The sequence below is a fragment of the Ancylobacter sp. WKF20 genome, assembly GCF_029760895.1.
GTDB lineage: Bacteria > Pseudomonadota > Alphaproteobacteria > Rhizobiales > Xanthobacteraceae > Ancylobacter.
Map to the genome: position 1 here is coordinate 738050 of NZ_CP121679.1, position 24519 is coordinate 762568.

Here is a 24519-nt window from a genome sequence, read left to right on the forward strand (position 1 = left end):
GACACCCGATGCCGATGCGCTGGTACATCGTCCACGCCTATTCGAACTTCGAGAAGAAGGTCGCCGATTCCATCAAGGAGCAGGCGGCGCAGCGTGGGCTCACCGATCTGTTCGAGCAGGTGCTGGTTCCGACCGAAAAGGTCGTCGAGGTGCGCCGTGGCCGCAAGGTCGATGCCGAACGCAAGTTCTTCCCGGGCTATGTGCTGGTGAAGATGGACCTCACCGACGAGGCCTTCCATCTCATCAAGAACACGCCGAAGGTCACCGGCTTCCTCGGCGCCGACAACAAGCCGATGGCGATTCCCGAGCGGGAGGCCATGCGCATCCTGCAGCAGGTTCAGGAAGGCATCGAGCGCCCGAAGCCCTCGATCAGCTTCGAGGTCGGCGAGACGGTCAAGGTCTCCGACGGCCCGTTCGCCTCGTTCAACGGCATTGTCGAGGAAGTCGACGAGGGGCGTTCGCGCCTCAAGGTCGCGGTCTCGATCTTCGGCCGTGCCACGCCGGTCGAGCTGGAATTTGGTCAGGTCGAGAAGACCTGACACGCCCACTAGGGCTGAGACGACGTTGCATCCCCGGGCTGGTCCCGGGGATTTTCGTTTTTGACGCCCCGCGCGTCCCCGCACCGGCAATAGCGGGTTAACACCCGCCCGCGCGCCACGCGCCTAGACTGGTCCTCCATCCGAGGCGGCGACGCCACGCCGCCCGTGATCCAGGGAGGACAAGATGGCTGCCAAGCGCATTCTCATGATCGTCGGCGACTTCGTGGAAGATTACGAGGTCATGGTGCCGTTCCAGGCGCTGCTCGCCGTTGGCCACACCGTCCATGCGGTGTGTCCCGACAAGAAGGCCGGCGACAGTGTGAACACCGCGATCCATGACTTCGAGGGCCAGCAGACCTATTCGGAGAAGCGCGGCCATAACTTCGCGCTCAACGCCAGCTTCGCCGATATCGACCCGGCCCGTTACGACGCCCTGGTCATTCCCGGCGGCCGCGCGCCGGAATATCTGCGGATGAACGCCCGCGTCATCGAGATCGTCCGTCACTTCTTCGACACCGCCAAGCCCGTCGCCGCGATCTGCCATGGCGCGCAGCTGCTGGCCGGCGCGCGCGTGCTGGAAGGGCGGACCTGCTCGGCCTATCCCGCCTGTCGCGCCGAGGTGGAACTTGCCGGCGGCATTTATGCCGACATCTCCATCGACGCTGCGGTGACCGACGGCAATCTGGTGAGCGCCCCGGCCTGGCCGGCACACCCCGCGTGGATTGGCCAGTTCCTCACCGTGCTCGGCACGCGGATCGTGCATGAGGAGGTGCGGCAGGCGGCGTGAGCCGGCATGCCGTGCGCGTGACACATCGCACGGCTTCGCCCGCGCGGCGAACGGGTCTATTCTGGCGGCGGCGGGCGTCCGGCCTGCCGCCGGCCATCCATCCCGAGGAGGCGACCCATGTGCAAGCTCTTCATCGAGGCCGACCGCACGCTGTGGCAGACGCGGCTGAAGTCGGTGCGCCTCAGCGGCTTCTCGACCAGCGTGCGGCTGGAGAACCTCTATTGGCAGGTGCTGGAGGAGATCGCCCAGCGCGACGGGATGAGCGTCTCGCAGCTTCTGGCCAAGCTGCATGAGGAACTCACCTTCGCCCATGGCGAGGTCGAGAACTTCGCCTCCTTCCTGCGCGTGTGCTGCGGGCGCTATCTCAGCCTTCAGCTCGAAGGCGACGTGCCGCGCGACATGGCGACACCGATCCGCAGCCTCGACGCCGATGCGATCCTTGCCCGAGAGGCGGGACGTGCCCGCGGCGGGCGACGCCTGCCAGACGCGGCCTGATCGGCGCTCGCAAAAGGGCAGGGGCCTTCCCCTGGCGCGCATTTTGCTGTAAGCGACCCTCGCATCCTAAGTGATGCCTACATCCGCGGGAGGCACGTCCGGTTCGCCAGCCGGAACACACGTGCCGCAACCGCGACCCGGAACCCACGTCGCCCACGGCTCCACATGGCCGTGCCGGCGTGTTTTGTGCTGATGGCCTGGCAGCCGTCAGTGCAGCAGGAGCCTTTCATGGCGAAGAAGATTACCGGCTATGTGAAGCTGCAGGTGCCGGCCGGCTCGGCCAACCCGGCCCCGCCGATCGGTCCCGCGCTCGGCCAGCGCGGCCTGAACATCATGGAATTCTGCAAGGCGTTCAACGCCCAGACCGCCCAGATGGAAAAGGGGATGCCGATCCCCGTCCTGATCACCGCGTATCAGGATCGTTCCTTCACCTTCGAACTCAAGACCCCCCCGGTCTCCTACTTCCTGAAGAAGGCGGCGGGTCTGGTCACGAAGAAGAAGCCCGGCTCGGGCTCGAAGACCCCCGGCAAGGGCGGCTTCGTCGGCAAGATCTCGCAGGAGCAGATGCGCGAGATCGCGGCGATGAAGATGAAGGATCTGAACTGCGACACCGTCGAATCGGCGGTCCGCATGATCGAGGGCTCCGCCCGTTCCATGGGCCTCGAAGTGGTGGGTTGAGCTGATGGCCAAGGTTTCCAAGCGTGTTCGCGCGGTGCGCGACGGTATCGATCCGGTGAAGCTCTACGGTCTCGACGAGGCCCTGGTGCTGCTCAAGGAGCGTGCCACCGCCAAGTTCGACGAGACCATTGAGGTCGCGATGAATCTCGGCGTCGATCCCCGTCACGCCGACCAGATGGTCCGTGGCGTCTGCAACCTGCCGAATGGCTCGGGCCGCACCGTGCGCGTCGCCGTGTTCGCCCGTGGCGCCAAGGCTGATGAAGCCAAGGCGGCGGGTGCGGACATTGTCGGCGCCGAGGATCTGCTCGAGACCATCCAGGGCGGCACGATCGACTTCGATCGCTGCATCGCGACCCCGGACCTCATGCCGCTGGTCGGTCGTCTCGGTAAGGTGCTCGGCCCGCGCGGCCTGATGCCGAACCCGAAGGTCGGCACCGTGACCATGGACGTCAAGGGCGCCGTCGAGGCGGCCAAGGGCGGCGCGGTCGAGTTCCGCGTCGAGAAGGCCGGCATCATCCACGCCGGCATCGGCAAGGCCTCGTTCCCGGTCGACAAGCTTGCCGAGAACATCCGCGCCTTCGCTGACGCCGTGGTCAAGGCCAAGCCGACCGGCGCCAAGGGCAACTATGTCCAGCGCATAGCGGTGTCCTCGACCATGGGCCCGGGCCTCAAGGTCGAGACCGCCTCGGTCCTGAACCCGGCCTGATGACCCGATCCGGCGGCCCCGCGGGTCGCGGGGCCGTGATCGGCTCAGGGTGGATTTGTCAAGCCCCGGATGCTATCAGGGGTGACAAATCCAGAACGACCCTCTATATGGGCGGTTTCGCGCTCGGCGACGAGTCGGGCGCGAGTCGATTAAATTTGAGGCTTTCATCCGAATAAAATCGGATGGAGAGGCCGGTAGGGCTCGCCCTGCCGGCTTTAAGTCCTGTCCGAGACTGCCGGCGCCCCTCGTCCGAGGTGGCTTAATCCCGCAGGGGCCAGCATAGACGGGGTACGACCGCGTGAAAGGTTCCGGTTTTCCGGGACTTGGATTTCGGCTCGAACCAGCGCCTTGGCCGGTTTACCGGTTCCCAAGGGGACAGGATGCTAACCGTTGCCACCCTTCCGGGTGGTGACAAGGCGCAAACCCGGCGGGGAAGGCTTTCTTCCTCGCCACCGGAGAGCAAGTGAAGTGGATCGAGCGCAAAAAGAAGAGCTCGTCACGTCGCTGTCCGATGTGTTCCAGAACACCTCGGTCGTCGTCGTGGCCCACTATTCCGGCCTCACCGTCGCCCAGATGTCGGCCCTGCGCCGTCAGATGAAGGCGGCCGGTGCGACCGTGAAGGTGGCGAAGAACCGCCTCGCGAAGATCGCTCTCGAAGGTTCGGAAGTCGCACATGTCGCGGCCCTGCTGAAGGGTCCGACCATTATCGCTTATTCGAGCGATCCTGTTGCGGCTCCGAAGGTTGCCGTGGAGTTCGCCAAGACCAACGACAAGTTCGTGATTCTTGGCGGCGCCTTCGGCAAGGCGGCCCTGAATGTGGATGGTGTGAAGGCTCTGGCCACCATGCCGTCCCTTGATGAACTGCGTGCGAAGCTGGTTGGCCTTATCCAGGCCCCGGCGACCAAGATCGCCCAGCTCAGCACCGCGCCGGCGGCCAAGCTCGCCCGCGTGTTCGCGGCCTATGCCAAAGAGAACGAAGCCGCGTGAGGCTTTACCGGTAATACTGGTTCGAACCGAAATCCAAGGACTTAAGTAAAATGGCTGACCTGTCGAAGCTCGTTGACGAGCTGTCCTCCCTCACCGTTCTCGAGGCTGCCGAGCTCGCGAAGCTCCTCGAAGAGAAGTGGGGCGTTTCCGCCGCGGCCGCCGTGGCCGTTGCCGCTGCCCCGGCTGGCGCTGCCGCGCCGGCTGCTGAAGAGCAGACCGAGTTCACCGTTGTCCTGGCCTCGGCCGGCGACAAGAAGATCGAGGTCATCAAGGAAGTCCGCGCCATCACCGGCCTGGGCCTCAAGGAAGCCAAGGATCTCGTCGAAGGCGCTCCCAAGGCCGTCAAGGAAGGCGTGACCAAGGAAGAAGCCGAGAAGATCAAGGCCCAGATCGAGAAGGCTGGCGCCAAGGTCGAGCTCAAGTGATCTGACGATCATTTCGAGGCCGCCGGTTTCCCCCGGCGGCCTCTGCCTTCGTCCACCGCCCTGGCGGGATGGGACGAGGCGGGAGGCCCCCGACGGCTTCCCCGACGATCCCGATGATGGGGGTCGTCCGGCGAGCCGTCGGATGCGCAACCCGGCAGGAGCGGCACAGTGTGCCGCGACCTGCCCGTATTGTTGCATGTGTGATGCGTCATCGCGGCTGTTGGGCATCTGCCCCTTGGAGCGGCTGACGCGACGGTTTTTCGGACGGAGCGAGGAGCGACATGGCGCAGACGTTCACCGGTCGTAAGCGGGTCCGCAAGTTTTTCGGCAAGATCCAGGAAGTGGCTGAGATGCCGAACCTCATTGAGGTTCAGAAGGCGTCCTATGACCAGTTCCTGCAGATCGACGAGCCGAAGGGCGGGCGTGCGGACGACGGCATTCAGGCGGTTTTCAAGTCGGTATTCCCGATCTCGGACTTTTCGGGCGCTGCCATGCTCGAATTCGTCCGCTATGAGTTCGAGCCGCCAAAGTACGACGTCGATGAGTGCCGCCAGCGTGGCATGACTTTCGCCGCGCCGCTCAAGGTCACCCTCCGCCTCATCGTGTTCGATGTCGATCCCGACACCGGCTCCAAGTCCGTCAAGGACATCAAGGAGCAGGACGTCTACATGGGCGACATCCCGCTGATGACCTCGAACGGTACGTTCATCGTGAACGGCACCGAGCGCGTCATCGTCTCGCAGATGCACCGCTCGCCGGGCGTGTTCTTCGACCACGACAAGGGCAAGACCCACTCCTCGGGCAAGCTCCTGTTCGCCGCGCGCATCATCCCCTATCGCGGCTCCTGGCTCGACATCGAGTTCGACGCCAAGGACATCGTGTTTGCGCGCATCGACCGCCGCCGCAAGATTCCGGTGACGAGCCTGCTCTTCGCCCTCGGTCTCGACGGCGAGGAAATCCTCAACACCTTCTACGAGACCATTTCCTTCACCCGCACGAAGGACGGATGGCGCATGCCGTTCGATCCCAAACGCATGAAGGGCTACAAGGCTGTCGCGGACCTTGTGGACGCCGATACCGGCGAAGTCGTCATCGAAGCCGGCAAGAAGATCACCGTCCGCCAGGCGCGCCTGCTCGCCGAGAAGGGCCTCAAGGCCCTCAAGATCTCCGATGAGGAGATGATCGGCCAGTATGTCGCCGAGGATCTGGTGAACCCCAGCACCGGCGAGATCTATGTCGAGGCGGGCGAGGAAGTCAGCGACAAGATGCTGAAGCAGCTTGTCGAGCTCGGCTATGACGACCTGCCGATCCTGGACATCGACCACGTCAATGTGGGCGCCTATATCCGCAACACGCTGGCCGTCGACAAGAACCTCACCCGTGAGGATTCGCTGTTCGACATCTACCGCGTGATGCGTCCGGGCGAGCCGCCGACGCTCGATTCCGCGCAGGCCATGTTCCACTCGCTGTTCTTCGATTCCGAGCGCTACGACCTCTCCGCGGTCGGCCGCGTGAAGATGAACATGCGCCTCGACCTCGACTGCCCGGACACGATGCGCGTGCTGCGCCGTGAGGACATCCTTGCGGTCATCAAGACGCTGGTCGAGCTGCGCGACGGCAAGGGTGAGATCGACGACATCGATCACCTCGGCAACCGCCGCGTCCGCTCCGTCGGCGAGCTGATGGAGAACCAGTACCGCGTCGGCCTGCTGCGCATGGAGCGCGCTATCAAGGAGCGCATGTCGTCCGTCGACATCGACACCGTGATGCCGCAGGACCTCATCAATGCGAAGCCCGTGGCGGCGGCGGTGCGCGAGTTCTTCGGCTCGTCGCAGCTCTCGCAGTTCATGGACCAGACCAACCCGCTGTCCGAGATCACGCACAAGCGTCGTCTCTCGGCCCTCGGCCCGGGTGGTCTGACCCGCGAGCGCGCCGGCTTCGAGGTGCGCGACGTGCACCCAACGCATTACGGCCGCATCTGCCCCATTGAGACGCCGGAAGGCCCGAACATCGGCCTCATCAACTCGCTGGCGACCTTCGCCCGCGTGAATAAGTACGGCTTCATCGAGGCGCCCTATCGCCGCGTGAAGGACAGCCAGGTTCAGGACGAAGTGGTCTATCTCTCCGCCATGGAGGAGGGAAAGTACTACGTCGCCCAGGCGAACATCCCGCTCGATTCGGAAGGTCGCTTCACCGAGGACCTGATCGTCTGCCGTCACGCCGGCGACGTTCTCCTCGTGACGCCGGACCGCGTCGACTTCATGGACGTGTCGCCGAAGCAGCTCGTCTCGGTCGCCGCCGCGCTCATCCCGTTCCTTGAGAACGACGACGCGAACCGCGCCCTCATGGGCTCGAACATGCAGCGTCAGGCCGTGCCGCTGGTGCGCGCCGATGCGCCCTTCGTCGGCACCGGCATGGAATCGATTGTCGCTCGTGACTCGGGGGCGGCCATCGCCGCCCGCCGCACCGGCGTCATCGACCAGGTGGACGCGACCCGTATCGTCATCCGCGCGACGGAAGAGAATGATCCGTCGAAGTCGGGCGTCGACATCTACCGCCTGCAGAAGTTCCAGCGCTCCAACCAGTCGACCTGCATCAACCAGCGTCCGCTGGTGCGCGTGGGCGACCGGGTGAAGAAGGGCGACATCATCGCGGACGGTCCTTCGACCGACCTCGGCGATCTCGCGCTCGGCCGGAACATCCTCGTCGCGTTCATGCCGTGGAACGGCTACAACTTCGAGGACTCCATCCTCCTCTCCGAGAATATCTCGAAGGGCGACATCTTCTCCTCGATCCACATCGAGGAATTCGAGGTGATGGCCCGCGATACCAAGCTCGGGCCGGAGGAAATCACGCGCGACATTCCGAACGTGTCGGAAGAGGCGCTGAAGAACCTCGACGAAGCCGGCATCGTCTATATCGGCGCCGAAGTGCAGGCGGGCGACATTCTCTGCGGCAAGATCACGCCGAAGGGTGAGTCCCCGATGACCCCGGAAGAGAAGCTGCTGCGCGCCATCTTCGGCGAGAAGGCGGCGGATGTGCGCGACACCTCGCTGCGCGTTCCCCCGGGCGTCACCGGCACGGTCGTCGAAGTCCGCGTATTCAACCGCCACGGCGTCGACAAGGACGAGCGCGCCCAGGCGATCGAGCGCGAGGAAATCGAGCGTCTGGCCAAGGACCGCGACGACGAGCAGGCGATCCTCGACCGCAACGTCTTCGGCCGTCTGGCCGAGATGCTCGATGGCAAGACCGGCGTGGCCGGCCCCAAGGGCTTCAAGAAGGATACGGCGATCACCCGTTCGGTGCTGGCCGACTATCCGCGCAGCCAGTGGTGGCAGTTCGCCGTCGCCGACGACCAGATGATGAGCGAGCTGGAAGCGATCCGTAACCAGTACGACGAGTCGAAGAAGCGCCTTGAGCAGCGCTTCCTCGACAAGGTCGAGAAGCTCCAGCGTGGCGACGAGCTGCCGCCGGGCGTGATGAAGATGGTCAAGGTCTTCATCGCCGTGAAGCGCAAGATCCAGCCGGGTGACAAGATGGCCGGCCGGCATGGCAACAAGGGCGTGGTCTCGCGCATTGTCCCGGTCGAGGACATGCCGTTCCTTGAGGACGGCACCCCGGTCGACATGGTGCTCAACCCGCTCGGCGTGCCCTCGCGCATGAACGTCGGCCAGATCCTCGAGACCCATATGGGTTGGGCCTGCGCCGGCCTAGGCAAGGTGATCGATCGGGCGATCGAGGCGTATCATCAGCAGAACGACATCGCTCCGCTGAAGGATGCCTTCGGCAAGATCTACGGTGAGGACGACACCATCGCCTCGCTGGACGAAGAAGGGCTCGTCGAGCTCGGTTCCAACCTGCGGCGCGGCGTTCCCATCGCCACGCCGGTGTTCGATGGCGCCCGCGAGGCGGACATCGAGCGCATGCTGGAACTGGCCGGTCTCGACAAGTCCGCGCAGTCCTCGCTCTATGACGGGCGCAGCGGTGACCAGTTCGACCGTAAGGTGACGGTCGGCTACATCTACATGCTGAAGCTGCATCATCTTGTCGACGACAAGATCCATGCGCGCTCGATCGGCCCGTACTCGCTCGTTACCCAGCAGCCGCTGGGTGGTAAGGCGCAGTTCGGCGGACAGCGCTTCGGTGAAATGGAGGTGTGGGCCCTTGAAGCGTATGGCGCTGCCTACACGCTGCAGGAGATGCTCACCGTCAAGTCCGACGACGTCGCCGGCCGTACCAAGGTCTACGAGGCGATCGTTCGCGGCGACGACACCTTCGAAGCGGGTATTCCCGAGAGCTTCAACGTTCTCGTGAAGGAGATGCGTTCGCTCGGCCTCAATGTCGAGCTGATGAACTCCAAGACCCTTTCGGCGGTGCCGGGCGCGGGCGAGAGCCTTCCAGCGGCTGAATGACCGACTGACTGACCAGCACGAGGGGCCGGACGCGGCCTATCGTGTTCGCCCTCGTCATAGACAGAACTTTCTGTGACCTCAGCGACCCGCGGCGGCGGGGCGGGGTCCAGCCGAAGGAGACGGCGATGAATCAAGAGGTCATGAATCTCTTCAACCCGGCGGCGCCGGCGCCGACTTTCGATCAGATCAAGATCTCGATCGCGAGTCCGGAAAAGATCCTTTCGTGGTCCTTCGGTGAGATCAAGAAGCCGGAGACCATCAACTACCGGACCTTCAAGCCCGAGCGCGACGGCCTGTTCTGTGCGCGCATTTTCGGGCCGATCAAGGACTACGAGTGCTTGTGCGGCAAGTACAAGCGCATGAAGTACAAGGGCATCATCTGCGAGAAGTGCGGCGTCGAAGTCACCCTCTCGCGCGTGCGCCGCGAGCGCATGGGCCATATCGAGCTGGCCGCCCCGGTCGCTCACATCTGGTTCCTGAAGTCGCTCCCGAGCCGCATCGGCCTGCTGCTCGACATGACGCTCAAGGATCTCGAGCGCATCCTGTACTTCGAATATTACTGCGTCATCGAGCCGGGCCTCACCCCGCTGAAGGAGCGCCAGCTCCTCTCGGAAGAGGACTATCTGCGCGCTCAGGAAGAGTATGGCGACGACTCGTTCACCGCGCTGATCGGCGCGGAGGCGATCCGCGAGCTGCTGCGCTCGATGGACCTGGAGAAGATCGCCGGCAATCTGCGCAAGGAGATCGCCGAGGCGACCACCGAGCTGAAGCCGAAGAAGCTCGCCAAGCGCCTGAAGATCGTCGAGGCCTTCCAGCTCTCCGGCAACAAGCCGGAATGGATGATCCTTACCCATGTGCCGGTCATCCCGCCGGATCTGCGTCCGCTGGTGCCGCTCGATGGCGGCCGCTTCGCGACGTCGGACCTCAACGACCTGTACCGCCGCGTCATCAACCGTAACAACCGCCTGAAGCGGCTGATCGAGCTGAAGGCGCCGGACATCATCATCCGCAACGAGAAGCGCATGCTTCAGGAAGCGGTCGATGCGCTGTTCGACAACGGCCGTCGCGGCCGCGTCATCACCGGCGCCAACAAGCGCCCGCTGAAGTCGCTCGCCGACATGCTGAAGGGCAAGCAGGGCCGGTTCCGTCAGAACCTGCTCGGCAAGCGCGTCGACTATTCCGGCCGTTCGGTGATCGTCGTCGGTCCCGAGTTGAAGCTGCACCAGTGCGGCTTGCCGAAGAAGATGGCGCTCGAGCTGTTCAAGCCCTTCATCTATTCGCGCCTCGACGCGAAGGGTCTGTCCGCCACCGTGAAGCAGGCGAAGAAGCTCGTCGAGAAGGAGCGTCCCGAGGTGTGGGACATCCTCGACGAGGTCATTCGCGAGCATCCGGTGATGCTGAACCGCGCGCCGACGCTGCATCGCCTGGGCATCCAGGCGTTCGAGCCGGTGCTCATCGAAGGCAAGGCGATCCAGCTCCACCCGCTGGTCTGCTCGGCCTTCAACGCGGACTTCGACGGCGACCAGATGGCGGTGCACGTGCCCCTGTCCATCGAGGCGCAGCTTGAAGCGCGCGTGCTGATGATGTCGACCAACAACATCCTGCACCCGGCGAACGGCGCGCCGATCATCGTGCCGTCGCAGGACATCGTGCTCGGCCTCTACTACCTGACCATGATGCGTGAGGGTGAGCCCGGCGAGGGCATGGCCTTCGCCAATATGGGCGAGATCGATCACGCCCTGGCCAACAAGGTCATCACCCTGCACACCAAGGTGCGCGGGCGCTATATCGGCGTGGACGAGAACGGCAACCCCGCCTCGAAGGTCTATGAGACCACGCCGGGCCGCATGAAGCTCGGTGAGCTGCTGCCGAAGAACGCCAAGACCCCCTTCGACGTCGTCAACAAGCTGATGACCAAGAAGGAGATCTCGAACATGATCGACACCGTCTACCGCCACTGCGGTCAGAAGGAGACGGTCATCTTCTGCGATCGCATCATGACGCTCGGCTTCACCAACGCCTTCCGCGCCGGCATTTCCTTCGGCAAGGACGACATGGTGGTGCCCTCCAAGAAGTGGGACATGGTCGAAGAGACCCGTGCGCTCACCAAGGAGTACGAGCAGCAGTACAATGACGGCCTGATCACCCAGGGCGAGAAGTACAACAAGGTCGTCGACGCCTGGGGCAAGTGCTCCGCGCGCCTCGCCGACGAGATGATGGCCGAGATCTCGGCGGTGAAGAAGGATCCGGTCACGGGTCGCGAGAAGCAGATCAACTCGATCTACATGATGGCCCATTCCGGCGCCCGTGGTTCGCGCGAGCAGATGCGTCAGCTCGCCGCCATGCGCGGCCTGATGGCTAAGCCGTCGGGCGAGATCATCGAGACGCCGATCATCTCGAACTTCAAGGAAGGCCTCTCGGTTCTCGAATACTTCAACTCGACCCACGGCGCCCGTAAGGGCCTCGCGGACACCGCGTTGAAGACCGCGAACTCGGGCTATCTCACCCGTCGTCTGGTCGACGTGGCGCAGGACAGCATCATCACGGTGCGCGACTGCGGCACGACGAACGGCATCGCGATGCGCGCCATCATCGATGCGGGCCAGATCGTCGCCACGCTCGGCTCCCGCGTGCTCGGCCGTACCGCGGCCGAGGATGTGATCGAGGGTGCGACCGGCAATGTGATCGTCCCGGCCGGCCACATGATGGACGAGGCCGATGTCGAGCGCATCAGCAAGGCCGGCGTGCAGGAGATCAAGATCCGCTCCGTGCTGACCTGCGAGGCCAAGAACGGCGTCTGCGGCACCTGCTACGGTCGCGATCTGGCGCGTGGTACGCCGGTGAACATGGGCGAGGCGGTCGGCGTCATCGCGGCGCAGTCGATCGGCGAGCCGGGCACCCAGCTCACCATGCGTACCTTCCACATCGGCGGCGCGGCGCAGCTCTCCGAGCAGTCCTTCATCGAGGCCTCGTTCGAGGGCACGGTGAAGATCCGCAACCGCAATGTGGTGCGGAACTCGGAAGGCGAGCTGATCGCCATGAGCCGCAACCTCTCCGTCCTGATCATCGATCATGACGGCTCGGAGAAGGCGGCTCACCGCATCCAGTTCGGCGCCAAGCTGAAGGTGGATGATGGCGACGCCATCAAGCGCGGCCAGCGCATCGCGGAGTGGGATCCCTACACCCGCCCGATCCTGACGGAAGTCGAGGGTACGGTCGGCTATGAGGATCTGGTCGAAGGCGCCTCGCTGAGCGAAACGGTCGACGAGTCGACCGGCATCGCCAAGCGCGTCGTCACCGACTGGCGCACCGGCCGTGGCTCGGAACTGCGTCCCTCGCTGGTGGTCAAGGGTGCCGACGGCAAGGTGCTGAAGCTGCCGCGCGGCGGCGATGCCCGCTACACGCTGCCGGTCGAGGCGATCCTCTCGGCCGATCCGGGTTCGCACATCAAGGCGGGCGACGTGCTCGCCCGTGTGCCGATGGAATCGGCCAAGACCCGCGACATCACGGGCGGTCTGCCGCGCGTGGCGGAGCTGTTCGAGGCGCGTCGTCCGAAGGATGCGGCGATCATCGCCGAAATCTCCGGCACGATCCGGTTCGGCAAGGACTACAAGAACAAGCGTCGCGTCACCATCGAGCCGCAGGACTCGAACGACGATGCGGCTGAGTACCTGATCCCGAAGGGCAAGCACATCCATCTGCAGGATGGCGACCTCGTCGAGAAGGGCGACTTCATCGTCGACGGCAATCCCGCGCCGCACGACATCCTGGCGATCAAGGGCGTCGAGGAACTCGCCGCCTATCTGGTCAACGAAATCCAGGAGGTCTACCGGCTCCAGGGCGTGCTCATCAACGATAAGCACATCGAGGTGATCGTCCGGCAGATGCTGCAGAAGGTCGAGATCGATGACGCCGGCGACAGCGACCTGCTCACCAACGAGCAGATCGATGCCTCCGAGCTGAACGAGATCAACGAGGTGCTCATCGCCGAAGGCAAAAAGCCGGCGGCCGGTCACCCCGTGCTGCTCGGCATCACCAAGGCCTCGCTGCAGACGCGCTCCTTCATCTCGGCCGCCTCCTTCCAGGAGACGACCCGCGTGCTCACCGAGGCGGCGGTCAACGGCAAGTCCGACGACCTCGCCGGCCTCAAGGAGAACGTCATCGTCGGCCGCCTCATCCCGGCGGGCACCGGCGCCCAGATGGCGAAGCTGCGCGTTACCGCAACGAGCCGCGACGAGCTCATCGCCGCGCAGAACGAGCAGGACGGCGTGGCGAGCAACGCCCCGCAGATCGAGGGCCCCGCGGCCGCCGAGTGATCGGCACCGCACGGCACATATAAGAAAGGGCCGCTCCTCACGGGGCGGCCCTTTTGCTTTAGCGGGCAGGGGGGGGACGGCGCACGCGGTGTCGCCGGTCTCGATGCGCCCCACATGCGCCACCCGCCGCAAAAAACAACAGGGCCGCCCCGTGAGGAGCGGCCCTGCGTCGTTTCAGGTCTCTGTCGGCAGGGTCCGCGCGATCAGGCGACGGTCAGGCGGACGTCCAGGCTGCCCTTGGTGGCGTGCGAGTAGGGGCACACGACATGGGCGCGCTGCACCAGATCTTCCGCCACAGCGCGCTCCAGGCCCGGCAGCTTGATGGTCAGCGCGACATCGAGGCCGAAGCCCTGGCCATCATCGCGCGCGCCGATGCCGACATCCGCCGTCACGGTGCTGTCGTCGGCGACCTTGATCTTCTGCTGGCCGGCGACGAACTTGAGGGCGCCGAGGAAGCAGGCGGAATAGCCGGCGGCGAAGAGCTGCTCGGGATTGTTGCCGGCGCCGCCGGGACCACCGAGCTCCTTCGGGGTGACGAGGTCGACCTTGAGAGCACCGTCCGCCGTCGCCGCCGAACCGGTACGCCCGCCTGTCGCCGTCGCCTGGGTCGCGTAGAGAACCTTCATGATCTTCTCTCCCATGTGAGGATGCCGCTGCATCCGAAAACCGTGCCGCGAAGAACCATCGCGTGCGATACAACCTGTCTAGCGACTCTCATTCCGTCTGTCCAGAAGAAAAATCGTGCACCAACAAATCGCGCGCGATATATATCGTTCAAGGGCAATGAAGGAGCCACGGCCATGGCGATGGACGACCTGCCGACCCTCGACGCGCAGTTCTGTTTCGCGCTCTACTCGGCGCTGCACGCGGTGACGCGGGCCTACCGCCCGGTGCTAGCGGAGTTGGGGCTGACCTACCCGCAATACCTCGTCATGCTTCTCCTCTGGGAGGAGGGAGAGCAGAGCGTCGGGAGCCTCGCCGCGCGGGTCCAGCTCGAATCGAGCACGCTCACCCCGCTGCTGAAGCGACTCGAATCTCAAGGGCTGGTCACCCGCCGGCGCAATCCCGCCAGCGAGCGGCAGGTGATTGTCGCCCTGACCGAGTCGGGGAGGGCTCTCCAGACGCGCGCTGGAGCGATGCCGGCCACCCTCCTGCGCGCGGCGGCCTGCCCGCCGGAGCAACTCGCGGCGATGCGGGACGGGTTGATGCAGATTCGCGATTCGATCGACTCATCTCTGCGCTCCACGCAGAACTGACCTTACGGTCGCGACTCCCGGCGCTAAGCGCCTGATTTTCGGTACACTCACGTGTCACAAAGCCCTGAAGCGACGCCGGATCGGCCCCGAACCCCGACCAATGCTTGCTTTCGGGCTTGACGAGAACCGAGTCGGCGCGTAGAAGGCGCCTACTTTCACGGCAGGCGGTTGGATTTACCGCGTTCGGACACCCTGTCTGGACACAGAAATCCAAGACGCTGCCGGGACGCATGCACGATCAATACCGGCGCATGATCGCGACTGACAGCTTGCTGTCGCGTGATCCTCTGAACGTTCAGCGCCCTCGGCCATGACTATGGCCGACGGCGCTTGTTTCGTTCGCAGCAATGGACCGTGCGGACTGTTCCGATCCGTCGAGAGCGAAATTGCGGTTGTAGCCGCGGAATTGGGTAGCGCGGAACACTCCTGTTCCGGCGCAGCGAGACGAAGGCGAGAGAAGTGCCGACGATCAACCAGCTGATCCGCAAGCCGCGGGAAGCCCAGAAGGCCCGGAACAAGGTTCCGGCGCTGCAGGCCAGCCCGCAGAAGCGCGGCGTTTGCACCCGCGTCTACACGACGACCCCGAAGAAGCCGAACTCGGCCCTTCGTAAGGTCGCCAAGGTACGTCTGACCAATGGCTACGAAGTCATCGGTTACATCCCCGGTGAGGGGCACAACCTGCAGGAACACTCCGTGGTGATGATCCGCGGCGGCCGCGTCAAGGATCTTCCTGGCGTGCGCTATCACATCCTGCGCGGCGTGCTCGATACGCAGGGCGTCAAGAACCGCAAGCAGCGCCGGTCGAAGTACGGCGCGAAGCGGCCGAAGTGAGGATTTGAGCGATGTCCCGTCGTCATCGTGCAGAGCGCCGTGAGGTCACCCCGGATCCGAAGTTCGGTTCCGAGGTTCTCAGCCGCTTCATGAACGCCGTCATGTATGACGGCAAGAAGTCGGTCGCCGAGGCGATCGTCTATGGAGCTCTCGATCTGGTCGAGAACCGCGCCAAGTCCGAGCCGCTGGGTGTCTTCACCCAGGCTCTGGACAATGTCAGCCCGGCCATCGAGGTGCGTTCGCGCCGCGTCGGCGGTGCCACCTACCAGGTGCCCGTCGAAGTTCGTCCGGAGCGCCGTCAGGCCCTGGCGATCCGTTGGCTGATCACGGCGGCGCGTGCCCGCAATGAGAAGACCATGGTCGAGCGTCTGTCCGGCGAGCTGCTGGACGCCTCGAACAATCGCGGCACGGCCGTGAAGAAGCGGGAAGACACCCACCGCATGGCGGAGGCGAACCGCGCCTTCTCTCACTACCGCTGGTGATGACGAGAGCCGGGACGAGGATCTGATATGTCGCGCATTCACGCTATCGAAGACTACCGCAACTTCGGCATCATGGCCCACATTGATGCCGGCAAGACCACCACGACCGAACGGATCCTCTATTACACCGGCAAGAGCCACAAGATCGGCGAAGTCCATGATGGCGCCGCCACCATGGATTGGATGACCCAGGAGCAGGAGCGCGGCATCACGATCACGTCGGCCGCGACGACCGCTTTCTGGCACGGCAAGCGCCTGAACATCATCGACACGCCCGGCCACGTCGACTTCACCATTGAAGTCGAGCGTTCGCTGCGCGTGCTCGACGGTGCCGTGTGCGTTCTCGACGGCAACCAGGGCGTCGAGCCGCAGACCGAGACCGTGTGGCGCCAGGCCGACAAGTACAACGTTCCGCGCATCGTGTTCGTCAACAAGATGGACAAGACCGGCGCTGATTTCTTCCGCTGCGTCGAGATGATCATCGACCGCGTGGACGGCAAGCCGGTGTGCTGCCAGCTGCCGATCGGTTCCGAGAACAACTTCAAGGGCGTCATTGACCTCGTCCGCATGAAGGCGGTCGTGTGGGACAATGAAGAGCTCGGCGCGAAGTATCATGACGAAGAAATCCCGGCCGAGCTGCTCGACCAGGCCGTCGAATATCGCGGCAAGCTGCTCGAGGCGGCTGTCGAGCTCGACGACGACGTGCTCTCCGCCTATCTCGACGGCGTTGAGCCGGACGAGGCGACCCTCAAGAGCCTGATCCGCAAGGCCGTAATCGGCCGCGTGTTCAACCCGGTGTTCTGCGGCTCGGCCTTCAAGAACAAGGGCGTTCAGCCCCTGCTCGACGCCGTCTGCGACTTCCTGCCGAGCCCGATCGACCGTGGCGCGATCAAGGGCATCGACTTCGACACCGAGGAAGAGACCGTTCGCAACCCGAGCGACTCCGACCCGCTGTCGGTCCTCGCGTTCAAGATCATGGACGACCCCTTCGTCGGCACGATCACCTTCTGCCGCGTCTATTCGGGCAAGCTCGAGACCGGCATGGGTCTGCTGAACTCGACCCGCGACAAGAAGGAGCGCGTTGGCCGCATGCTTCTCATGCATGCGAACAACCGTGAGGACATCAAGGAAGCCTATGCCGGCGACATCGTCGCCCTGGCCGGCCTCAAGGAAGTCCGCACCGGTGACACGCTCTGCGACCCGGCCAAGCCCGTGATCCTCGAGAAGATGGAGTTCCCCGAACCCGTCATCGAGATCGCGATCGAGCCGAAGTCCAAGGCCGACCAGGAGAAGCTGGGCCTCGCTCTGGCGAAGCTCGCGGCGGAGGATCCGTCCTTCCGCGTGTCGACCGATTTCGAAAGCGGCCAGACCATCCTCAAGGGCATGGGCGAACTGCACCTCGACATCAAGGTCGACATCCTGAAGCGCACCTACAAGGTCGACGCGAACATCGGCGCCCCGCAGGTGGCCTATCGCGAGACGATCACCAAGCGCACCGAAGTCGACTACACCCACAAGAAGCAGACCGGCGGTACGGGCCAGTTCGCTCGCGTGAAGTTCGTGGTCGAGCCGAACGAAGTCGGCAAGGGCTTCGCCTTCGAGAGCAAGATCATCGGCGGCGCGGTGCCGAAGGAATACATCCCCGGCGTCAACAAGGGTCTGGAGAGCGTGCTCGGTTCGGGCGTGCTGGCCGGCTTCCCGGTTGTCGACGTCAAGGTCGAGCTGGTTGACGGCGCCTATCACGAAGTCGACTCGTCGGCCCTCGCCTTCGAAATCGCCTCGCGTGCGGCGTTCCGTGAAGCCCTGCAGAAGGGCGGCGCGGTGCTCCTCGAGCCGATCATGAAGGTCGAGGTCGTCACCCCCGAGGACTACACGGGTTCGGTGATCGGCGATCTCAACTCCCGCCGTGGCCAGATCCAGGGCCAGGACATGCGTGGCAATGCGAACGTCGTGAACGCGATGGTCCCGCTGGCCAATATGTTCGGCTACGTCAACACGCTGCGTTCCTTCAGCCAGGGCCGCGCGACTTTCACCATGCAGTTCGACCACTACGAGCAGGTGCCGTCGAACGTCGCGCAGGAGGTTCAGGCCAAGTACGCGTGAGCGTCGGCCTGATCCTTCCAGCGAATTCGCATCCCATTCGAATACTGACCGACGGAGAGCACCGTGGCCAAAGAGAAGTTCAACCGTTCGAAGCCTCACTGCAACATTGGCACGATTGGCCATGTTGACCATGGCAAGACGTCGCTGACGGCGGCGATCACGAAGGTTCTTGCGGAGTCGGGCGGCGCGACGTTCACGGCGTATGACCAGATCGACAAGGCGCCGGAAGAGAAGGCGCGCGGCATCACGATCTCGACGGCTCACGTTGAGTACGAGACGGCGAACCGCCACTACGCGCATGTCGACTGCCCCGGCCACGCCGACTATGTGAAGAACATGATCACCGGCGCGGCGCAGATGGACGGCGCGATCCTGGTCGTGTCGGCGGCTGACGGCCCGATGCCGCAGACCCGCGAGCACATCCTTCTGGCCCGTCAGGTCGGCGTTCCCGCCCTGGTGGTGTTCCTGAACAAGTGCGACATGGTCGACGACGAGGAACTGCTTGAGCTCGTCGAGCTCGAGGTTCGCGAGCTTCTGTCGAAGTACGACTTCCCGGGCGACGACATCCCGATCATCCGTGGCTCGGCGCTTGTGGCGCTGGAGAATGGCGACCCGAAGCTCGGCCGCGACGCGGTCCTGAAGCTGATGGAAGCGGTCGACAGCTACATCCCGCAGCCGGAGCGTCCGGTTGACCAGCCGTTCCTGATGCCGATCGAAGACGTGTTCTCGATCTCGGGCCGCGGCACGGTTGTGACCGGTCGCGTCGAGCGCGGCATCATCAAGGTCGGCGAGGAAGTCGAGATCGTCGGCATCCGCCCGACCATCAAGACGACGGTGACCGGCGTCGAAATGTTCCGCAAGCTGCTCGACCAGGGCCAGGCGGGCGACAATGTCGGCATTCTGGTGCGCGGCACCAAGCGTGAGGACGTGGAGCGCGGCCAGGTCGTGTGCAAGCCGGGTTCGGTGAAGCCGCACACGAAGTTCAAGGCCGAGGCGTACATCCTGACGAAGGAAGAGGGCGGCCGCCACACGCCGTTCTTCACCAACTACCGTCCGCAGTTCTACTTCCGCACGACGGACGTGACGGGCATCGTGACGCTGCCGGAAGGCACGGAAATGGTGATGCCGGGCGACAACATCTCGGTTGACGTGGCGCTGATCGTTCCGATCGCGATGGAAGAGAAGCTGCGCTTCGCCATCCGCGAAGGCGGCCGCACCGTCGGCGCCGGCGTCGTCGCCGCCATCATCGAGTGATCTAACCAATCCCGAAGGGCGCGGGATGCTCGCGCCCTTTTTTCGTGGTGCTCGTAATAGAGCCCTATTGACGAGCCCTCTGGGAGCCTGAAGTCAATGAACGGCCAGAACATTCGGATCCGCCTCAAGGCGTTCGACCACCGCATACTCGACGCTTCGACGCGCGAAATCGTCTCGACGGCGAAGCGCACGGGCGCCCAGGTCCGCGGCCCCATTCCGCTGCCGACGCGGATTGAGAAATTCACCGTCAATCGTTCGCCTCACGTGGACAAGAAGTCTCGTGAACAGTTCGAAATGCGGACGCATAAGCGTCTGCTGGACATCGTCGACCCGACCCCCCAGACCGTGGACGCGCTGATGAAGCTCGACCTCGCTGCGGGTGTCGACGTCGAGATCAAGCTCTGAGAGAAGGCGAGGGGACACGGCCATGCGGTCAGGCGTCATCGCCCAGAAGGTCGGCATGACTCGCATCTTCAATGATGCGGGTGAACATGTTCCGGTCACTGTGCTGAAAGTCGATAATTGCCAGGTGGTTGCTCACCGTACGCTCGAGAAGAACGGCTACACCGCCGTCCAGCTCGGTGTCGGCAAGGCGAAGCCTCAGAACACCACCCGCGCCATGCGCGGCCACTTCGCGGTTGCGAAGGTTGAGCCGAAGCGCAAGCTCGCGGAGTTCCGCGTCGAAGAGGGTGATCTCATCCCCGTCGGTGCCGAGCTGACCGTCGATCACTTCGTGGTCGGCCAGTTCGTCGACGTGACCGGCACCTCCATCGGTAAGGGTTTCGCCGGTGGTATGAAGCGTCACAACTTCGGCGGTCTGCGCGCCACGCACGGTGTGTCGATCTCGCACCGTTCGATCGGTTCGACCGGTGGTCGTCAGGATCCCGGCAAGACCTTCAAGAACAAGAAGATGCCCGGCCACATGGGCGTCGACACCGTGACCACGCAGAACCTCAAGGTCGTTCTGACCGACGTTGAGCGTGGGCTGATCGCGGTTGAGGGTGCAGTCCCCGGTAACAAGGGCGGCTGGATCCTGGTGGCCGACGCGGTGAAGAAGAAGCTGCCGGCCGAAGCGCCGAAGCCGGGCAAGTTCCGTCTTCCGGGCTCCGAGGCCGAGGCGGCTCCGGCGGCTGAAGTTGCGGCCGAGGAGAACGTGTGATGGTCGAACTCGCGGTCAAAACCCTCGACGGCGCCGAAGCCGGCTCCGTGACCCTGTCGGACGAGATCTTCGGTCTCGAGCCGCGCCAGGACATCCTGCACCGCATGGTGGTGTGGCAGCTCGCCCGCCGCCAGGCCGGCACGCACCAGACCCTGTCGCGCGCGGACATCAACCGCACCAAGCGGAAGATGTACAAGCAGAAGGGCACCGGCGGCGCTCGCCACGGTGCGGCTTCCGCTCCGCAGTTCCGTGGCGGCGGCCGGGCGTTCGGTCCGGTCCAGCGCAGCCATGCCAGCGACCTGCCCAAGAAGGTCCGTGCGCTCGCTCTGAAGCACGCGCTCTCGTCCAAGGCGAAGGACCAGCGGATCGTCATCCTCGATGACGCCACGCTCTCCGAGCCCAAGACCAAGCTGCTCAAGGAGCGCCTGGCGGGTCTCGGCCTGTCGAACGCCCTCGTGATTTCGGGCGCCGAGGTGGATGCCAATTTCGGCCTCGCCTCGCGCAATATCGGTCACCTTGACGTGCTGCCCGTGCAGGGCATCAACGTCTACGACATCCTGCGTCGCCAGACCCTGGTTCTGACGAAGGCGGCTGTCGACGCTCTGGAGGCGCGCTTCAAATGAGTCTCGATCCGCGCCACTACGACGTGATCGTGTCCCCGGTCATCACCGAGAAGGCCACGGCGGCGTCCGAGCACAACAAGGTCGTCTTCAAGGTTGCTCTGACGGCTACCAAGCCGCAGATCAAGGAGGCGGTCGAGAAGCTCTTCGACGTGAAGGTCGAGAGCGTCAACACGCTGGTCCGCAAGGGGAAGACGAAGTTCTTCAAGGGCCGCAAGGGCGTGCAGTCCGACGTGAAGAAGGCGGTTGTTACCCTCGCCGAGGGTCACACCATCGACATCACGACGGGTCTGTGAGCCGGGATCAAGGATCAGAGACATGGCGCTCAAAACCTTCAAGCCGGTAACGCCGAGCCTTCGCCAGCTCGTCATCGTCGACCGCTCGGCCCTGTACAAGGGCAAGCCGGTCAAGACGCTGACCGAGGGCAAGAACGAGTCCGGCGGCCGCAACAATCTCGGCCGGATCACCGTCCGCTTCCGCGGCGGCGGCCACAAGCAGGCCTACCGCCTCGTCGACTTCAAGCGCGCCAAGCGCGATGTGCCGGCGGTCGTCGAGCGGATCGAGTACGATCCGAACCGCACCGCCTTCATCGCCCTCATCAAGTATGAGGATGGCGAGCTCAGCTACATCCTGGCCCCGCAGCGCCTCGCTGTCGGCGATCAGGTGATCGCGTCGAAGAACGTCGACGTGAAGCCCGGTAACACCGCGCCGCTCGGCAACCTGCCGGTCGGCACGATCGTGCACAACATCGAGCTGAAGATCGGCAAGGGTGGTCAGATTGCCCGCTCCGCCGGCTCCTACGCTCAGATCGTCGGCCGCGACCAGGGCTACGTGATCGTCCGCCTCAACTCGGGCGAGCAGCGTCTGGTTCACGGCGAGTGCTGCGGCACGGTGGGCGCGGTTTCGAACCCCGACCACATGAACACCAACCTGGGCAAGGCCGGCCGCAAGCGCTGGCTGGGCCGTCGCCCGCATAACCGCGGCGTCACCATGAACCCGGTCGATCACCCGCACGGCGGCGGCGAAGGCCGCACCTCGGGCGGACGTCATCCGGTCACCCCGTGGGGCTTCCCCACCAAGGGTAAGAAGACCCGGAAGAACAAGTCGACCGGCAAGTTCATCGTGTCCAGCCGGCACGCCCGCAAGAAGTGAGCGAGGGGAACTGAATTATGTCTCGATCGGTCTGGAAAGGTCCGTTCGTCGACGGCTACCTCCTCAAGAAGGCGGAAGCCGCGCGCTCGTCGGGTCGTCACGACGTGGTCAAGATCTGGAGCCGTCGCTCCACGATCCTGCCGCAGTTCGTTGGCGTCACCTTTGGCGTTTACAACGGCAACAAGCATGTGCCGGTCTCGGTGTCCGAGGACATGGTAGGCCACAAGTTCGGCGAGTTCGCCCCGACCCGTACCTATTACGGGCACGCGGCGGACAAGAAAGCCAAGCGCAAGTAGAGGTAGGGTCATGGGTAAGGCAGCTCGTCCGCGCACGCTCGCGGATACGGAAGCCAAGGCGGTTGCACGCAATCTCCGCGTGAGCCCCCAGAAGCTCAACCTCGTCGCGGGCCTGATCCGCGGGAAGAAGGTCGCGACGGCTCTGGCCGATCTGCAGTTCTCCCGCAAGCGGATCGCTGGCGACGTGAAGAAGTGCCTGGAATCGGCTATCGCCAATGCCGAGAACAATCATGAGCTGGACGTCGACGATCTCATCGTCGCCGAGGCGCATGTCGGCAAGGGTCTCGTCATGAAGCGCTTCGCGGCGCGGGCTCGCGGTCGCGCCAGCCGGATCGAGAAGCCGTTCTCGCATATCACGATCGTGGTCCGTGAAGTCGAGGAGAAGGCCTGATGGGTCAGAAAGTTAATCCCGTCGGGCTGCGGCTCGGCATCAACCGCACCTGGGACTCCCGCTGGTTCGCCAGCAAGGGCGAGTACGGCCAGCTGCTGCATGAAGACATCAAGATCCGCGAGATGCTGCAGAAGCTGCTCAAGCAGGCTGCCGTCTCCAAGATCGTGATCGAGCGTCCGCACAAGAAGTGCCGCGTCACCATCCACTCGGCGCGTCCGGGCGTGGTGATCGGCAAGAAGGGTGCGGACATCGACAAGCTCCGCAAGAAGGTCGCCGAGATGACCAACTCGGAGGTCTTCATCAACATCGTCGAGATCCGGAAGCCGGAAATCGACGCCCGCCTGGTGGCCGAATCAATCGCCCAGCAGCTCGAGCGTCGCGTGGCTTTCCGTCGCGCCATGAAGCGCGCCGTCCAGTCGGCGATGCGTCTGGGCGCCGAAGGCATCCGCATCAACTGCGCGGGACGCCTTGGTGGCGCTGAGATTGCGCGTCTCGAGTGGTATCGTGAAGGGCGCGTGCCACTTCACACCTTGCGCGCGGACGTGGATTACGGTACGGCCACCGCCTTCACGACCTACGGCACTTGCGGTGTCAAGGTCTGGATCTTCAAGGGCGAGATCCTCGAGCACGATCCGATGGCGCAGGACAAGCGCGCCGCGGAAGGTGAGTCGTCGGGTGGTCGCTCCTCGCGTCGCGACGCGGCGTGAATTGAGACAGAAGGAATAAGAGGCGCGACATGCTGCAACCGAAGCGCACAAAGTTCCGCAAGCAGTTCAAGGGCCGTATCAACGGCGCTGCGAAGGGCGGAACTGACCTCAACTTTGGCCAGTTCGGGCTGAAGGCCGTTGAGCCGGAGCGCGTTACCGCGCGCCAGATCGAAGCCGCGCGTCGTGCGCTGACCCGTCACATGAAGCGTGCCGGTCGCGTGTGGATCCGCGTCTTCCCGGACGTGCCGGTGTCGAAGAAGCCGACCGAAGTCCGCATGGGTAAGGGCAAGGGCGCTCCCGAATATTGGGCCGCCAAGGTCAAGCCCGGCCGCATCATGTTCGAGATCGATGGCGTGAGCCAGGATATCGCGCGTGAGGCACTCACTCTCGCTGCCGCGAAGCTGCCGATCAAGACGCGCTTCGTCGAACGCATCGCCGAGTGACGGAGGGAATGATGACGAAGGCTTCCGACATTCGGACGAAGACCGCGGACGAGCTCTCGGACGAGCTGCTCAAGCTGAAGAAGGAGCAGTTCAACCTGCGCTTCCAGAAGGCGACCGGTCAGCTCGACAACACGGCGCGGGTGCGTCAGGTCCGTCGCGATATCGCGCGGGTCAAGACCGTCCAGGCGCAGAAGGCCGCGTCCGCGGCCAAGGCGAAGTGAGGAGATAGCGATGCCGAAGCGTTTGCTGCAGGGCGTCGTGGTGAGCGACAAGCAGGACAAGACCGTCGTGGTCCGGGTCGAGCGCCGTTTCACCCATCCGCTGCTGAAGAAGACCGTCCGCCGTTCCAAGAAGTACCATGCCCATGATGAGGGCAATGTGTGGAAGGAAGGCGACACCGTCTGGATCGAGGAGCACCGCCCCTTGTCCAAGCTCAAGAACTGGATCGTGGTCCAGGGCGAGAAGCGGGCTGAAGTCTGA

At 64.2% G+C, this 24519-nt stretch carries 26 protein-coding genes; 25 read left to right on the forward strand and 1 reads right to left on the reverse strand.

All coding sequences use genetic code 11. The features are described 5' to 3' along the window. Positions 1–8: 8 nt before the first annotated feature. The 9 genes from nusG to rpoC all read left to right on the forward strand — a co-directional run bounded on the left by nusG (position 9) and on the right by rpoC (position 13345). On the forward strand, positions 9–539 hold the full coding sequence (gene nusG, locus AncyloWKF20_RS03330) for a transcription termination/antitermination protein NusG (protein WP_267582848.1): 531 nt from the start codon (positions 9–11) through the stop codon (positions 537–539). 184 nt (positions 540–723) lie between these two features. Next, complete coding sequence (locus tag AncyloWKF20_RS03335) at positions 724–1326, forward strand: DJ-1/PfpI family protein (RefSeq protein ID WP_279316528.1); 603 nt, start codon at positions 724–726, stop codon at positions 1324–1326. 117 nt (positions 1327–1443) lie between these two features. After that, on the forward strand, positions 1444–1821 hold the full coding sequence (locus tag AncyloWKF20_RS03340) for a ribbon-helix-helix domain-containing protein (RefSeq protein ID WP_267582846.1): 378 nt from the start codon (positions 1444–1446) through the stop codon (positions 1819–1821). 228 nt (positions 1822–2049) lie between these two features. Further along, positions 2050–2499: a 50S ribosomal protein L11 gene (gene rplK / locus AncyloWKF20_RS03345; protein WP_267582845.1), complete on the forward strand. Its 450-nt coding sequence runs from the start codon at positions 2050–2052 to the stop codon at positions 2497–2499. 4 nt (positions 2500–2503) lie between these two features. Then, on the forward strand, positions 2504–3205 hold the full coding sequence (rplA, locus tag AncyloWKF20_RS03350) for a 50S ribosomal protein L1 (protein WP_279316530.1): 702 nt from the start codon (positions 2504–2506) through the stop codon (positions 3203–3205). 468 nt (positions 3206–3673) lie between these two features. Further along, positions 3674–4192: a 50S ribosomal protein L10 gene (gene rplJ / locus AncyloWKF20_RS03355; RefSeq protein WP_279316531.1), complete on the forward strand. Its 519-nt coding sequence runs from the start codon at positions 3674–3676 to the stop codon at positions 4190–4192. Positions 4193–4242: 50 nt separating this feature from the next. Continuing rightward, a complete protein-coding gene (gene rplL / locus AncyloWKF20_RS03360) occupies positions 4243–4617 on the forward strand; it encodes a 50S ribosomal protein L7/L12 (RefSeq protein ID WP_279316532.1) in 375 nt (124 codons plus the stop codon). A gap of 281 nt (positions 4618–4898) precedes the next feature. Next, positions 4899–9029 (forward strand): DNA-directed RNA polymerase subunit beta, encoded by a 4131-nt coding sequence (gene rpoB / locus AncyloWKF20_RS03365; RefSeq protein WP_279316533.1) that lies wholly within the window; start codon positions 4899–4901, stop codon positions 9027–9029. Between the two features lie 125 nt (positions 9030–9154). Continuing rightward, positions 9155–13345, forward strand: coding sequence for a DNA-directed RNA polymerase subunit beta' (gene rpoC / locus AncyloWKF20_RS03370; protein WP_279316534.1), 4191 nt, complete (start codon positions 9155–9157; stop codon positions 13343–13345). A gap of 203 nt (positions 13346–13548) precedes the next feature. On the opposite strand, the gene AncyloWKF20_RS03375 is transcribed toward rpoC, so the two are convergent. Beyond that, positions 13549–13971, reverse strand: coding sequence for an organic hydroperoxide resistance protein (locus tag AncyloWKF20_RS03375; RefSeq protein ID WP_279316535.1), 423 nt, complete (start codon positions 13969–13971; stop codon positions 13549–13551). A gap of 174 nt (positions 13972–14145) precedes the next feature. Between AncyloWKF20_RS03375 and AncyloWKF20_RS03380 the strand changes: the two genes are divergently transcribed. The 16 genes from AncyloWKF20_RS03380 (at position 14146) to rpsQ (ending at position 24519) form a co-directional block, all read left to right on the forward strand. Next, positions 14146–14601, forward strand: a complete 456-nt coding sequence (locus tag AncyloWKF20_RS03380; protein WP_279316536.1) for a MarR family transcriptional regulator — start codon at positions 14146–14148, stop codon at positions 14599–14601. A gap of 459 nt (positions 14602–15060) precedes the next feature. After that, the gene (rpsL, locus tag AncyloWKF20_RS03385; RefSeq protein WP_018390597.1) at positions 15061–15432 is read left to right on the forward strand and encodes a 30S ribosomal protein S12; all 372 of its coding nucleotides are present in this window, start codon (positions 15061–15063) and stop codon (positions 15430–15432) included. An 11-nt stretch (positions 15433–15443) separates the two neighbouring features. Then, positions 15444–15914 (forward strand): 30S ribosomal protein S7, encoded by a 471-nt coding sequence (gene rpsG, locus AncyloWKF20_RS03390; protein ID WP_279316537.1) that lies wholly within the window; start codon positions 15444–15446, stop codon positions 15912–15914. 27 nt (positions 15915–15941) lie between these two features. Then, positions 15942–18017, forward strand: a complete 2076-nt coding sequence (gene fusA / locus AncyloWKF20_RS03395; protein WP_279316538.1) for an elongation factor G — start codon at positions 15942–15944, stop codon at positions 18015–18017. Between the two features lie 63 nt (positions 18018–18080). Further along, the gene (gene tuf / locus AncyloWKF20_RS03400) at positions 18081–19271 is read left to right on the forward strand and encodes an elongation factor Tu (protein WP_267582836.1); all 1191 of its coding nucleotides are present in this window, start codon (positions 18081–18083) and stop codon (positions 19269–19271) included. 96 nt (positions 19272–19367) lie between these two features. Continuing rightward, on the forward strand, positions 19368–19676 hold the full coding sequence (gene rpsJ / locus AncyloWKF20_RS03405; protein WP_013166261.1) for a 30S ribosomal protein S10: 309 nt from the start codon (positions 19368–19370) through the stop codon (positions 19674–19676). A 22-nt stretch (positions 19677–19698) separates the two neighbouring features. Then, positions 19699–20430, forward strand: coding sequence for a 50S ribosomal protein L3 (gene rplC, locus AncyloWKF20_RS03410; protein ID WP_267582835.1), 732 nt, complete (start codon positions 19699–19701; stop codon positions 20428–20430). Then, positions 20430–21053: a 50S ribosomal protein L4 gene (gene rplD, locus AncyloWKF20_RS03415; RefSeq protein WP_279316541.1), complete on the forward strand. Its 624-nt coding sequence runs from the start codon at positions 20430–20432 to the stop codon at positions 21051–21053. Before rplC ends, rplD begins: the two co-directional genes overlap by 1 nt. Further along, complete coding sequence (locus AncyloWKF20_RS03420) at positions 21050–21346, forward strand: 50S ribosomal protein L23 (RefSeq protein WP_213356472.1); 297 nt, start codon at positions 21050–21052, stop codon at positions 21344–21346. The genes rplD and AncyloWKF20_RS03420 overlap by 4 nt, the downstream gene beginning before the upstream one ends. 22 nt (positions 21347–21368) lie before the next feature. Continuing rightward, positions 21369–22202: a 50S ribosomal protein L2 gene (gene rplB / locus AncyloWKF20_RS03425; protein ID WP_267582833.1), complete on the forward strand. Its 834-nt coding sequence runs from the start codon at positions 21369–21371 to the stop codon at positions 22200–22202. Between the two features lie 17 nt (positions 22203–22219). Beyond that, positions 22220–22498 (forward strand): 30S ribosomal protein S19, encoded by a 279-nt coding sequence (gene rpsS, locus AncyloWKF20_RS03430; RefSeq protein ID WP_267582832.1) that lies wholly within the window; start codon positions 22220–22222, stop codon positions 22496–22498. A gap of 10 nt (positions 22499–22508) precedes the next feature. Continuing rightward, positions 22509–22889 (forward strand): 50S ribosomal protein L22, encoded by a 381-nt coding sequence (rplV, locus tag AncyloWKF20_RS03435; RefSeq protein ID WP_018390605.1) that lies wholly within the window; start codon positions 22509–22511, stop codon positions 22887–22889. Then, positions 22889–23596, forward strand: coding sequence for a 30S ribosomal protein S3 (rpsC, locus tag AncyloWKF20_RS03440; RefSeq protein WP_267582831.1), 708 nt, complete (start codon positions 22889–22891; stop codon positions 23594–23596). The genes rplV and rpsC overlap by 1 nt, the downstream gene beginning before the upstream one ends. Before the next feature lie 29 nt (positions 23597–23625). Beyond that, the gene (gene rplP, locus AncyloWKF20_RS03445) at positions 23626–24039 is read left to right on the forward strand and encodes a 50S ribosomal protein L16 (RefSeq protein ID WP_267582830.1); all 414 of its coding nucleotides are present in this window, start codon (positions 23626–23628) and stop codon (positions 24037–24039) included. 11 nt (positions 24040–24050) lie between these two features. Beyond that, a complete protein-coding gene (gene rpmC, locus AncyloWKF20_RS03450; RefSeq protein WP_279316543.1) occupies positions 24051–24260 on the forward strand; it encodes a 50S ribosomal protein L29 in 210 nt (69 codons plus the stop codon). Between the two features lie 10 nt (positions 24261–24270). Next, a complete protein-coding gene (gene rpsQ, locus AncyloWKF20_RS03455) occupies positions 24271–24519 on the forward strand; it encodes a 30S ribosomal protein S17 (protein WP_013166271.1) in 249 nt (82 codons plus the stop codon).